Below are 12,832 nucleotides of genomic sequence, written 5' to 3'. Positions count from 1 at the left end.
CAGTTACTACTTTACCCTAAAAAGAAAGCAAGGAGGTGCAACATGGCAAAACGATTAAAGAAATTACAAAAGTTTCTGGAAGACGAAAAGTTAGATGCACTGCTTATCAAAAGCAAGACCATGAAGAAGTATATGGATACTCTTACCGGAAGTGGCTGTCAGGTATTAATCTTAAAAGATGCGGCATATCTGATCGTAGATGGTCGTTATATCACCGAAGCAAAACAACGTGAACATGATCTAACCATCCTTCTTCATGCTCCCCATAAAACTGGTCGTAACTATTTAGGAACGGTTGAAGAGTTACTGAAACAGCATGGCTGTACTTCACTTGGTGTTGAAGCCAGTCAAATGCTGATCAAAGAATATCGTCAGGTAGAAGAATTAGGTGTTACCATTCGTCTGCTTGGTGATGAAATTGCCAAGATTCGTATCCAAAAGGATGATGAAGAGATTGCCATCATGCAGGAAGCAGTGGATATCACGGATGAAATTTATGCCCGTGTGTTAAAAGAGTTATACATTGGGATGAGTGAGTATGAAATCAGTGCACTGTTACAATACTTTGCCATCAAGGCAGGAGCGCAGCAGATGTCTTTTGAAACCATCGTAGGAACAGGAGAACGCAGTGCTATGCCACATGGTCGTCCAACCGGACGTAAGATCAAAGCACATGAACCGATTCTTATGGATTTTGGTATTCAGTATAAAAATTATCAATCTGATATGACACGCGTTGCTTTCTTTGGCAAACCACAGCCGGAAATTGAAAAGATCTATCATATCGTCTTGAAAGCACAGCTGGCAGGAATTGCCGCTATGAAAACAGGTGCTTTGGCGAGTGATGTAGATAAAGCAGCTCGTGATATTATCACCAAAGCCGGGTATGGCGATTACTTCGATCATGGCTTAGGACATGGTTTAGGAATCGGTGATGGAGATGAATATCCGATTCTGAATGAGAAGGGGGATGTCATCCTGGATGAACATATGATGATGTCCTGTGAGCCGGGTATCTATCTGCCAAATGTCGGTGGTATTCGCATTGAGGATGATGTTGTCATTATTGATGGTATTGGCAGACCAATGAACAAGACTACAAAAGATATGATAATCTTAAAAGAGGAATAAGCTATGAAATATAATTTTGATGAAGTCAACAATCGTTTAGGCACGTATTGTACGCAATGGGATTATATTGAAGATCGTTTTGGAGAAAAAGATTTATTGCCTTTTTCCATTTCCGATACGGACTTTAAGATTCCCAAACCCATCACGGAAAAAATCTTAGCTGTGGCGCAGCATGAAATTTATGGATATACCCGATGGAATCATCATGATTTCAAAGGTGCTATCACAGGTTTCTTTCAACGCCGTTTTGCTACCGCCATGGAAGAAGATTGGGTGCTGTACAGTCCTAGTGTCATGTATTCTGTATCCTTATTGATTCGCTTGTTATCAAAGCCAGGCGATGCAGTTGTGACCTTTAATCCGATGTATGATTCTTTCTTCACCGTGATTGAGGATAATGAGCGTGTATTGATTTCGCATGATCTCATACATGAGGATGGCAGCTTTGTAATTGATTTTGAGAAGCTAGAAACACAGCTGGCACAGGCGAAACTCTTCCTATTATGCTCTCCGCATAATCCAACTGGCAGAGTGTGGAGCGAGGAAGAATTACGTAAGCTCATTGCCTTGTGTCGTCGTTATGGGGTAAAGATCATATCTGATGAAATTCATATGGATATTCAAATCGGTGCACGCCGTCATTCCCCGATCTTGAAATTTTTGGATCAATACGATGAGCTGTATTTAGCTTCCTCCTGTTCCAAGACCTTAAATGTACCGGGATTGATTGGTTCTTATGTCATCATCCCTAACAAAGAAATCAGAGATGGCTTCCTCTTTCAGACAAGAAAGAAAGATTTCCTGAATTCTGTCAGTATCTTAGGGATGTATGCAACCATGGTTGGCTATACACAGTGTGATGATTATATCGATCAGATGGTGGAATACTTAAGAGATAATATGCATTATGTGGAAACCTTCCTTGCTAAGGAATTACCGGATTTCCATTTCAAAGCACCGGATGCTACCTATTTAGCTTGGATTGATGGCAGGGATGTGCCATTTACCAGTGAGCAGATTCAGGAGGCTTTGGTACATGTAGGCAAGGTAGCCATCATGAAAGGGGAAACGTATGGTACAAACGGTGAAAAATATTTGCGTTTGAACTGTGGTTGTCCAAGAGCAAAATTAGAGGATGGATTACAAAGATTTAAAAAAGCCATGAATTGGCTATATGCAAAAAACAAATAAGAAGTGAGGTTAACTATATGAGTGAAACAACTGGTATCTTTCGTAAATTAAGCAGCAAGCTGGATCATACACCGAATGATATCCCTATGGGGAAACGTTTAGGTGCCTATTTTATCGATTGGTCTTTAGGCGGTATCATCAGTGGTTTTCCAGCGGTCTTGCTGTATGGTGTCATTACCGGTAAAAGTGACATGTTTTCTGATTTGTATGTGTTTGAGGCATTAGGTTTTGAACGTTATTGGGGCATGATAGCAGGTATCTTATGCCTGTTGGCAGCCATTCTGTACTATATTGTCGTACCATGTAAGATTTGGAGGGGACAGACGCTTGGTAAGCATCTGCTTGGTCTGCGTATCGTACGCAAAGATGGGGAAGCTGTCGGAGTAAAGGAATTGATCTTACGTCAAGGAATTGCTATCTTCCTGATGGAAGGAACCTTATTTATCATATCTACGTATATTCGTCAGCTGGTGACTTTAGTAACATGGGTATATGTTGATGCTATTTGGCAGTATATCGGGATTGCCTTTACATTGCTATCGGTCGTTTTAGCAATCTATACGGCGAGTCATCGTGCTTTGCATGATTACATTGGGGGAACAAAAGTTGTATTAGCTTTAAAAGAAGAGGAAGTAAAAAAGGATACGCCAAGACAAACAGAGAAACCTAAACCAGAGCAGCAAAAAAGAAAACAGAAGCCAATGCCTGCACCTCAGAAAAAGACGGAAAAGAAACGTCTGCCAAAAAAGAACGGAAAGAAATAAGTTTCACTCTTATAAGGACTTTTCATTGAGAAGAGTCCTTTTTCTGTAGAGCATATACATGAATTTATATGGCGGTTATAAAGTAGGACATCGATAGCTAGCTATGTCTAAACACTATTAAAAAAATCATAATGATCGACAGAAGCTACTCCCATAAGATGAACAGGTTATAAAAATTTTAAATGGTAATTTATGTAAGCGCTTGACAATGGCCATAAATGGCTTATAATATACTTGTAACGTGTTACTGTTAAAAACAGGCATGAGTTATAGTAATAACTTGTATACTTTTTAATGGAGGTAATTATGTTACGTTTTTTTAAGCCAAAAAATCAAAAAATTGAGGTTTATTCATCGAATTCCGGGTGTTTATATGCGCTGGAACAGGTGAAGGATGATATTTTCAGCACAAAGATGATGGGAGAAGGAATCGCTATCAAAACCGATGACGCTTACGTTTTTTCCCCAATATCAGGAACAATTGAGATGATTGCAGATACGAAGCATGCAGTCATTGTGAAAAATGAAAGTGTCAATATACTTGTTCATGTAGGTGTTGATACATGCATGTATAAAGGAGAGGGTCTACAGGTGCTGACGACAAAAAATGCAGAAGTAAAGGTCGGTGATCCTTTAATCAAGGTTGACAGACAATTCTTTAAAGAAAAAAACATAAATACAGATACCATTTTAATTTTCATGGATTGCGAAAGTGAGCGTATTCAGTTGTACAGTGAGAACTTAGTCACGCAGGGGAAGACAGCCATCGCCAGTATTTGCAATAAGAAGCAATAAAAATGGGTAATTATAAAATAAGTAAGGTTTTAAACAATAACGTTGTTATTGTATGTGATGAAAAGGATAGAGAGCTCATAGCTCTGGGTGGCGGTGTAGGCTTTGGAAAGAAACGCGGTGAATATATCTCAGATGAGGATATGGAAAAGAAATTCATTGCCGCGGACAGTGAAGATTTATATAAAAAACTTTTTAACACATTAACACGTGTATCTGTAGAATATGTTGATATTGTCGATTATACGGTAGAAATAGTAAAAAAGGATTTGGGTATTAAGCTGAATCCACAAATCTATGTACTGCTTATGGATCATCTTTCCTTTGCTGTTGAAAGAGCAAAAGAGCATTTAAATCTATCATGTCCTATGTTAGCAGAGATTAAGATTATCTATAAGAATGAATACAATGTTGCGAAAAAGGTATTGGATTACTGCGAGAAGAAATTGCATATTCGCTTACCTTCCAGTGAAGCAGGATTTATTGCCATGCACATTATGAACGCTACCAACTGTACATCTGACATCAATCAGACATTGGATGTCATGGTTATCGTCAATGGTGTTGTACGCATCATAAAAGAGTATTATCAAATCGAATTTGAAGAAAATAGTTTAGATTATTTACGCTTATTAACACATCTGAACTTCTTTGCGAAACGGATCGTGTTAAAGCAAATGGAAGAAAATGATCAGGAAGTTATTGAGTTACTCCAAGGGAAATATCTGGAGGCTCAAAAATGTGTGGATGAAATAGTCAAATATGTGAAAGAAAATTTCGGGTATACGATTTCGGAACAGGAACGTATCTATTTGGCTATCCATATTAACCGAAACGTGAAAAAGAAATAGGTACTGGGAGTGTTACTGAAAAGGCAGACCCGGTGATAAGTACGCACAGGAAAGAGTTGCGCTACTTTATCATCGGGTCTTGTTTTTTTGAAATAAAGATCCTTGGAATCAGAAGTGGCCACATGATGCAAGAAAAGAAAGGATGATTACAAACCAACACTAACAATGTTAAGTAACAAAACGCAACAACAATCTTATCAAATAAACTTGGAAAGGAGATTAACATTCAAATATTGAACGTTATAAAAGCATTATGAAAGAAAAAATATCAAGAACCATGCAAAGCTTTGCTCGTGGTATTTTACAGCCTGTATTTTTTGCGGCACTTATGGGAATTGTAGTGGCTATTTGTCAGATTTTGCAGTTTGATTTTATGCCAGACATCGTAAGCACTTTCGCAAAACAAATATCTGGAGCAATGACATATATCATTGGAAACCTGAGCATTCTGTTTGCCATTGCCTTGGCAACACATTTCGCTAAAAGAAACAAAATGGAAGCAGCCATTCTTGTTGTATTAACGTATTTAACCTTTATGTCCTTAAACAATGCCATGTTGAATGTGACTGGAAAACTGTCAGATGCTGAAATGCTGATGGGGACAGGTCAGAAAATGGAGCTTGGCATGCAAATTACCGATATGGGTGTCTTCCTTGGAATCATTTTAGGTTGCCTAGTCGGTTATATGCATAATAAGTTTAGTTCAACTTCCTTTAAAGGGTTGCTAGAGCCATTTGGCGGTGCTAAATTTACCTATTTCTTATTAATTTTTGTAGCCTTTGCCTTTTCTCTAATTGCTGTTTATGTATGGCCGTTATTATCCGGCGTGATCTATAGTATTACACAATTCTTAGGAGAATCCGGTGGTATCGGTGTATTCCTCTACGACTTCTTGAAACGTCTATTAATTCCGACCGGTTTGCATCATTTTATCTGGACACCATTATTCTATACTGAATTAGGTGGTGTTGCTGAAATAGCAGGACAGGTATATGCAGGAGCACAACCAATCGCTTTAGCAGAATTAGCAAATGCTAATAGTATTACTTCTTTGCATGAATCCATGCGATTCTTCCAGACGAATATTTCCGTTATCTTTGGTTTCCCTGGAATTGCAATGGCTATTATTGCGACTGCGAAACCCGAAAATAAAGCAAAGATTAAGAAATTGGTGATTCCGGCATGTATTGCTTGCGTCATGGCTGGACTTGGGGAGCCGATGCTATTCCTCTTTATCTTCTGTGCGCCGTTATTATGGGTTGTCGATGCCGTTCTTACCGGGGTATTTGCGACAGTTGCTTATCTGATTGGTATACAAGTATACTGGCGTGGATTATTAGAAACCATCTTACAGAATTTTGTATTAGGAGCTGGATTGACCAAATGGCCTTTAGCATTGATTTTAGGTCCGATTGCGACGATTACCTGGTTCTTTGTCTTTAAGTTCCTCATTGTGAAATTCAATTTAAAGACACCTGGTCGTACCGATAATTTAGAAGATCTTAGTGATTCTCAATTGGCATTAAACACAGATGGTGAAGTGACTATTTCTGATAAAGATATGATTACCGGATTGATTATTGAAGGTTTGGGAGGCAAGGATAACATTCTTGCAGTAAGCAATTGTTTTACACGTTTGCGTGTTGATGTGAAGGATGAAACTCTTGTAAATAAAGAGATGCTGAATAAAACAGGCAATAGTGGAATCGCCATGAATGGCAAATACATTCAAGTGATTTATGGACCTGCCGCAAGAGATCATCGCACAAGGGTTTGTGAAGCGTTAGGATTAGAAGATTAAGTCAAAGGAGGCAATATGAGTGATAAACAATTGTTGATGTCAGTATTGCAACATCAAAAAGGATTCGCAAGAGCGCCGTGGGTGCCCTTTGCAGGAGTACATGCAGGTTCGCTATGTGGCTATGATGCCAATGAAATCTTACATGATGCAGATAAGCTTGTTGAGGCATTGATGAGTGTTAACACATATTATCATCCGGATGGACAGCCTGTTATTTTCGATCTTCAATTAGAAGCGGAAGCTTTAGGTTGTGAACTGTACTGGGACGAGGGAGGGAAAGTACCTCCCACTGTCCGTACACATCCTTTTGAAAATGAAAAAAAGATACCATGTCGCTGCATGATACCGAAGGAAGAAGATGGACGGTTTCCGATTGTTCTTAAAGCTATGCGGAAAATGAAGGAACTTGTTTCTGAACATACGGCATTATATGGATTGATCTGCGGACCATTTACCTTGGCATCACATTTACGAGGACAAATGCTCTTTATGGATATGTATGATGATGCGGATTATGTTCATAAATTAATCGCTTTTTGTAAAGAGGTTTGTGCATCTGTTGCACAGATGTATCTGCAAAATGGTATGGATATTATCGGTTATGTCGATCCTTTATTATCGCAAATATCATCTGAGCATATTGAAATGTTTTTGCTAGATGCATATGCGGAGTTGTTTCAACATTTAAAAACGTGTCATGTTCCTTCCTGCTTGTTTGTCTGTGGGGATGCTACGGCGAATCTGGAAGTCTTATGTCGAATGAAACCAGATTGTCTCTCGGTTGATGAAAACGTGTGTATGAAGGATGCTTTGGCAGTATGCCGAAAATATGATGTGGTTTTAGGAGGAAATATCCAGCTTACGATTACTATGCTGCATGGTAGCTCACAGGACAATATGAAGGCGGTCATTGATATTATTGAGCAATGTGAAGGTACAGATGATTTGATTATATCACCGGGCTGTGATATGCCCTTTGATGTTCCGGTAGAGAATGGCATCGCTTGTTATCAGGCAGTCACTGATTATGAGAATGTTAAAACAGCTTTACAATATTATGATCCTGAACAGACATTCGATGATGTCGAAATAGAGCTTTTACACTATGATGATTTGCAACGGCCAATCGTCGAAGTATTTACATTAGATTCACGAACATGTGCAGCATGTACCTACACGATGAATATGGTTAAGGAAGCATATCATCGCCAAAGTGATGCTTTTGATTACATCGAATATATGTATGTAGATAAAGCAAGCATAGCGCGTTGTCGAAAAATGAATGTAGAGCATCTGCCCTGTATTTATGTAAATGGAAACTGTATATGGTCCTCACGGATACCTACAGTAGATGAATTTTTAAGTACCATTAAAAAAATAGGAGGTAAGTAAATGCCATTATATAAACAATTCCCTAATGCCGAATATCCGCCATTATCCAGGGAAGAAATTCGCAGTCTGATTAAGGGTGAAGGTGCCTTGCGCCCTGCTGTTATCATCCATGGTCATTGGATTCATGTTGATGAATTAAGTGAGTATAAACATAAACCAATCAATGATTTGCATGAACGTATGCCTTGTGATGCCGCTCCGTTTTATATGAAAAAACCGGCCATTTTTGGGAAAAAGGGGGAGTTTTGCTACTGTGATGTAGAAGGGGCAGATCCATCATTGAAAAGAAAGCCGGGAGAATCCGTTGCCGTTGATGAAGAAAATGCTTTGGATTGGGATGTAATTGAACAGATTTCCGAAAATTGTCCGGATGCCGAACATCCTGATTTATTTGAAACAGCGCCACAAGAAGATGGAAGATATCGCTTAATGTCAATCACGCCTTTCTTCATGTGGTATCAGGTAAAATTCCGAGGGTTACAAAATACGCTGTTGGATATGTATTTGGAACCCGAGCGTGTTCATAAACTGAATCAGAAACGCTTGAAATACATTTTACGGACGATGGAACGTGGGGTACAGGAAGCTAATATTGACGGGATCACGGTGTTAGATGATATCGGAATGCAGACAGGGCCGTTTATGTCCAAAGAATTATTTGATGAATTTTACTTACCTTACTATAAAAAAGTTTGTGAGCGTGCCCATGAATTAGGTATTGATGTTTGGTTCCATAGCTGTGGAGACATCCGTGAATTATTACCATCATTAGTAGAAGCCGGAATTGATGTATTGCATCCTGTTCAAAAATATTGCATGGATGAAAAAGAAATCGTGGAAACATATGGAGATGATTTGGCCTTTTGGTGTGGATTTGATTTGCAGCGTTTATTTCCATTTGGCAATGTCGAAGATATTCGTGCAGAAACACGATTCTTAGCAGATACCTTTTGGCAGCCGCATAAAGGTAAGATGATTTATACCATCAGTAACCGTATTGGGGATAATGTACCTTTGGAAAACTATTTGGCATTTGTGGAAGAAGCATATCGCTATGGATCACAGATTGAACAAAAGGGAAATGGACAGCATGCATCTCCCGCTTATGCAGATAAAGAAAAATGGTATGGGATAGAAGCAACTACCACATCAGATGAATAGGAGAGATAACAATGACAAGAGAAGAATTGTTAAAGGCAATTATTACAGAATTGCAAAAAGGAAAGATCAAGGATTTTAATGAGCATGTCCAAGAGGCATTGCGTGAACAAATCCCGGCCACCGTATTATTAAATGACGCCTTTTTAGTAGCTATGCAAAATGTTGCTGATAAATGGTCACAGGGCAAAGCGTTTATTCCCGAAGTGTTAATTGCTGCCAGATGCTTAAATTCAGGATTGGATTTAATTGGCCCTGAATTATTGAAACATAACGTTGAGACGAAAGGAATCATTGTATTAGGTACTGTTAAGACGGATTTACATGATATTGGTAAAAATCTTGTAGGATTGATGTTGAAATCAAAAGGTTTTGAAGTGATTGATCTGGGGGTAGATGTTGCGCCAGAAAAATTTGTTGAAGCGGTAAAGACCTATCAGCCCGATTATGTATGCATGTCGGCTTTGCTGACGACCTCAATGCCATCCATGAAACAAACGGTGGAAGCATTAATTGCTGCCGGATTACGCGATAGCGTTAAGATTTGTGTAGGGGGAGCACCCGTCACCTTGGCATATTGCCAACAAATTGGTGCCGATATTTATGAACCCGATGCGATAACCTTAGCGCAGCGATTGCTTGACTTATCATCATAAGATAAAGAAAGATAGTATGATGAAACTAAGCTTTAAAAAAGCGGAACCGTTTTGGTCAACGTTGTCAGAAAATTCTTGTCTGTCTGCGGCATGTGCTGGAAATCAGACATGCGGGAAATGCCGTATTACGCTTGTACAAGGAGCGATGCCAATAACGGATACGGAAAAAAGGCTGTTAAGCAAAGAGGAAATTAAGGCCGGAATACGTTTGGCGTGCTGTCATGAAAAAGCTGAAGAAGATATAGCAATTTCAATTAATCAAGAAACCGGATTTCGCATTCTGGGTTCTTTGCAAAAACAAGTATTTGCGAATAAAACACAAAAGGGCATCGGCATTGCGATTGATTTAGGAACTACTACTGTTGTAATGGCATATATCGATCGCAAAACCGGGGAGGTTTTATGGGAAGATGCCTTTGTAAATCCACAGCGTAGTTTCGGCGCTGATGTCATAACGAGAATTCAATATTGTAATGAACATGGGGTAGAATCATTACAAAGTATTCTCTTGCAGCGGATGAAAAAGAGCATTCAAACATTTCAAAGCTGCTTTCAAAAAGAAATATCTTGCATGTATGTTTGCGGGAATCCTGCCATGGCGCATATCTTTCAAGGCGTTGATCCCAGAAAAATCAGTGAATATCCATATACTTGTCCTATTACAGAAACACAGATCCTTACGGATAATTGGTTTCAATTACCTATGACGGTACCTATCACGATCTTACCCCATTTTTCAGCCTTTGTCGGAGGCGATATTTTAGCCGGTATTATTTCCTTAAGTACGCGTATGAAGGAGCATACGATGCTGCTTGATTTGGGGACGAATGGTGAATTGGTCTTATGTCATCACGGGAAGATGTATGTGACGTCAACGGCTGCCGGACCTGCCTTTGAAGGTGGGAATATGAAACATGGAATGGCAGCAACCAATGGTGCGATTTATCAAATTCGTTACGAAAACGGTTGGTGCTTTAACACAATTGGAAATACGAAACCAATCGGTATTTGCGGTAGTGGCTATATGGAAGGAATTGCTGAATTATTAAGAATGAAAGATATGGATGAAACCGGTTATTTAAAACAAACATGTCAATTAACTGCAAATGTTTCCATTGTACAAGAAGATATTCGCAATTTTCAATTGGCTAAGTCGGCCATTCGTACCGGTATCGAAAGCTTATTAGCCATATGTCAATTAACAGCATCGGATATTCAACATGTTTATATCGCAGGTGGTTTTGGAAAAGCATTAAAGATACAGACATTGATTACTCTGGGTATCTTACCGGCAGCATTTCTTGGACGTTGCTCCATAATTGGTAACAGTGCTTTGCAAGGAACTATTCAAATCATGCAAACAAATGCGCTGTCAAAAGCAGAAACTTTACAGAAAGAAGGTGTCTGTGTGGAATTGGCACAACAAGAAGGCTTCATGGATACCTATATGGAGCATATGTGGTTCTTATGAAACAAATCATAGCATGTGAAATTTTTCGTCCTTTTTTTGATAAGATCAAGCAGCAACTGCCATATGCCTATACGGTAACTTATGTAACCATCGCATCACATAATCATCCTTCACTGCTTCACGATAAACTACAGAGTCTTTGTGATGAAGCATACGATGCAGATGAAATTATTTTGTTGTATGGCATTTGTGGAAATGCAATTGAAGGCCTTTGTGCCAGAACCTGTGATATGTATGTTCCAAGGGTACATGACTGTTTTGCGCTCTTATGTGATGATAACTGTGCTGAGGATTTACAGGTTAAAAATGCATGTTGGAGATGCTTATCAAATATGGATGGCAATGATCAAAATAAGGAATATGCATCTTATATTGAAAGCTATGGAAAAGAAATGGCAGATTATGTAATGCATATGCTGTATCATGAGCAAACGTTATTGTACGTCACGTTTCATACTCAAAAAGACAATGAGAATATAGCGAACTTAAAGGAAACTCATAAAGTTGAAGTAATAGAGGGAACATTGGATAAGCTGAAAAATATATTATTACCAAAAGATGGGCAAGGACTTCTCCATGTGCGAAAGGGAAATAAGATATGTTGTCTTTATGATATGGTAGAGGTCATGAAAGAAGAAAATATATGAAAATTATTTGTGTCCATGGCTTTTTAGGAAGTGGAAAAACAACCTTGATCAAGCACATCATCCATCTTTTACAAGGACAACGAATCGGTCTTTGTATCAATGAGTTTGGTAGTGTGAACATTGATCAAGAAGAATTTAAAGGGATGTCGATTCCTATGACAGAGATTCATCATGGTTCTATCTATTGTACTTGTCGTCAATATGATTTTCTAGATAAGTTGCAACAGATGTTGTCTTTTGATTTGTCCTATATTGTAATTGAAACGAGCGGTTTCAGTGATCCAAGTACGCAAAAATCAACGTTTGCTTATTTAAGGAAACAGGGATATATATTCTCAATATGCAATATTACTGTTGTAGATGCAGTGACGTTTGAAAAATGGAGTCGGGTAGTGCCTTTATTACATCGTCAACTTCAACAGTCGGATTATATTATAATAAATAAAATATCTTTCGTGACTAAGCAAAAAAAGCAAACATTACATATACATTTAGAGAGTATCTATCAGACACCAATAATAGAAACGGATTATTGTCAAATTCCTTTACAAATCTTAACCGATCATTATACAAATAAAGCAAATGAAGAAATAATTCATCAGAAATATATGGATTTATCTTCTACAGTGTGCCTAATTGCTAAAGATATGTCTTTAAGTAAATTACTTAAATATTTGGAAACATTACAAGATAAAATTTTTCGAGCAAAAGGTTATTTACATTTAGCTGAGGGTGCTTTCTATATAGAACTTGCAGGGGATCAATTATCTTGGAAAAGCATAGATGGAAAGAAAGATAATCTGCTTGTCATTTTGTATTCTGCACGTTTCACATCAAGTTCTGAAATAGCTACAACATTACATTCAAAGATATGGGAGGTGCGTGAGAATGATTCAACAAATACTGAAAAAAGCAACAAACAATGAGGTTTTGAATGAAAAAGAAGCGTTGGAACTTTTATCCATAACGAATTTATCT

At 38.3% G+C, this 12,832-nt stretch carries 12 protein-coding genes; all 12 read left to right on the top strand.

The window, feature by feature from the left end:
• Positions 1–42: 42 nt before the first annotated feature.
• The 12 genes from EDD61_RS04815 to EDD61_RS04760 all read left to right on the top strand — a co-directional run bounded on the left by EDD61_RS04815 (position 43) and on the right by EDD61_RS04760 (position 12,780).
• The gene (locus EDD61_RS04815) at positions 43–1,131 is read left to right on the top strand and encodes a M24 family metallopeptidase (RefSeq protein ID WP_132224326.1); all 1,089 of its coding nucleotides are present in this window, start codon (positions 43–45) and stop codon (positions 1,129–1,131) included.
• A 3-nt stretch (positions 1,132–1,134) separates the two neighbouring features.
• Positions 1,135–2,322, top strand: a complete 1,188-nt coding sequence (locus EDD61_RS04810) for a MalY/PatB family protein (protein ID WP_132224324.1) — start codon at positions 1,135–1,137, stop codon at positions 2,320–2,322.
• A gap of 17 nt (positions 2,323–2,339) precedes the next feature.
• On the top strand, positions 2,340–3,086 hold the full coding sequence (locus EDD61_RS04805) for an RDD family protein (RefSeq protein ID WP_132224322.1): 747 nt from the start codon (positions 2,340–2,342) through the stop codon (positions 3,084–3,086).
• A 306-nt stretch (positions 3,087–3,392) separates the two neighbouring features.
• The gene (locus EDD61_RS04800) at positions 3,393–3,881 is read left to right on the top strand and encodes a PTS sugar transporter subunit IIA (RefSeq protein ID WP_008689463.1); all 489 of its coding nucleotides are present in this window, start codon (positions 3,393–3,395) and stop codon (positions 3,879–3,881) included.
• Between the two features lie 2 nt (positions 3,882–3,883).
• Complete coding sequence (locus tag EDD61_RS04795; protein ID WP_008689462.1) at positions 3,884–4,729, top strand: PRD domain-containing protein; 846 nt, start codon at positions 3,884–3,886, stop codon at positions 4,727–4,729.
• Positions 4,730–4,982: 253 nt separating this feature from the next.
• A complete protein-coding gene (locus EDD61_RS04790) occupies positions 4,983–6,530 on the top strand; it encodes a PTS transporter subunit EIIC (RefSeq protein ID WP_017144588.1) in 1,548 nt (515 codons plus the stop codon).
• 15 nt (positions 6,531–6,545) lie between these two features.
• Positions 6,546–7,922, top strand: a complete 1,377-nt coding sequence (locus EDD61_RS04785) for a uroporphyrinogen decarboxylase family protein (RefSeq protein WP_132224320.1) — start codon at positions 6,546–6,548, stop codon at positions 7,920–7,922.
• A complete protein-coding gene (locus EDD61_RS04780) occupies positions 7,923–9,083 on the top strand; it encodes a uroporphyrinogen decarboxylase family protein (RefSeq protein ID WP_008689459.1) in 1,161 nt (386 codons plus the stop codon). It abuts the gene before it with no gap.
• Between the two features lie 11 nt (positions 9,084–9,094).
• A complete protein-coding gene (locus tag EDD61_RS04775) occupies positions 9,095–9,736 on the top strand; it encodes a cobalamin B12-binding domain-containing protein (RefSeq protein ID WP_008689458.1) in 642 nt (213 codons plus the stop codon).
• 16 nt (positions 9,737–9,752) lie between these two features.
• Positions 9,753–11,207, top strand: coding sequence for an ASKHA domain-containing protein (locus EDD61_RS04770; protein WP_132224318.1), 1,455 nt, complete (start codon positions 9,753–9,755; stop codon positions 11,205–11,207).
• The gene (locus EDD61_RS04765; protein ID WP_132224316.1) at positions 11,204–11,854 is read left to right on the top strand and encodes a DUF1638 domain-containing protein; all 651 of its coding nucleotides are present in this window, start codon (positions 11,204–11,206) and stop codon (positions 11,852–11,854) included. The genes EDD61_RS04770 and EDD61_RS04765 overlap by 4 nt, the downstream gene beginning before the upstream one ends.
• Positions 11,851–12,780, top strand: a complete 930-nt coding sequence (locus EDD61_RS04760; RefSeq protein ID WP_132224314.1) for a CobW family GTP-binding protein — start codon at positions 11,851–11,853, stop codon at positions 12,778–12,780. The genes EDD61_RS04765 and EDD61_RS04760 overlap by 4 nt, the downstream gene beginning before the upstream one ends.
• The last annotated feature ends 52 nt before the right edge of the window (positions 12,781–12,832 follow it).

This window comes from Longicatena caecimuris, assembly GCF_004341945.1.
GTDB classification, from domain to species: Bacteria; Bacillota_I; Bacilli_A; order Erysipelotrichales; family Erysipelotrichaceae; genus Longicatena; species Longicatena caecimuris.
Note: the sequence above shows the minus strand (reverse complement) of the source record. Positions and strands in the feature narration are given on the sequence as shown.

Coding starts and splice junctions, on each gene's coding strand:
- EDD61_RS04810 (WP_132224324.1), top strand. CDS start 1,135: ATGAAATATAATTTTGATGAAGTCAACAATCGTTTAGGCACGTATTGT.
- EDD61_RS04780 (WP_008689459.1), top strand. CDS start 7,923: ATGCCATTATATAAACAATTCCCTAATGCCGAATATCCGCCATTATCC.
- EDD61_RS04775 (WP_008689458.1), top strand. CDS start 9,095: ATGACAAGAGAAGAATTGTTAAAGGCAATTATTACAGAATTGCAAAAA.
- EDD61_RS04795 (WP_008689462.1), top strand. CDS start 3,884: ATGGGTAATTATAAAATAAGTAAGGTTTTAAACAATAACGTTGTTATT.
- EDD61_RS04785 (WP_132224320.1), top strand. CDS start 6,546: ATGAGTGATAAACAATTGTTGATGTCAGTATTGCAACATCAAAAAGGA.
- EDD61_RS04805 (WP_132224322.1), top strand. CDS start 2,340: ATGAGTGAAACAACTGGTATCTTTCGTAAATTAAGCAGCAAGCTGGAT.
- EDD61_RS04800 (WP_008689463.1), top strand. CDS start 3,393: ATGTTACGTTTTTTTAAGCCAAAAAATCAAAAAATTGAGGTTTATTCA.
- EDD61_RS04790 (WP_017144588.1), top strand. CDS start 4,983: ATGAAAGAAAAAATATCAAGAACCATGCAAAGCTTTGCTCGTGGTATT.
- EDD61_RS04760 (WP_132224314.1), top strand. CDS start 11,851: ATGAAAATTATTTGTGTCCATGGCTTTTTAGGAAGTGGAAAAACAACC.
- EDD61_RS04770 (WP_132224318.1), top strand. CDS start 9,753: ATGATGAAACTAAGCTTTAAAAAAGCGGAACCGTTTTGGTCAACGTTG.
- EDD61_RS04815 (WP_132224326.1), top strand. CDS start 43: ATGGCAAAACGATTAAAGAAATTACAAAAGTTTCTGGAAGACGAAAAG.
- EDD61_RS04765 (WP_132224316.1), top strand. CDS start 11,204: ATGAAACAAATCATAGCATGTGAAATTTTTCGTCCTTTTTTTGATAAG.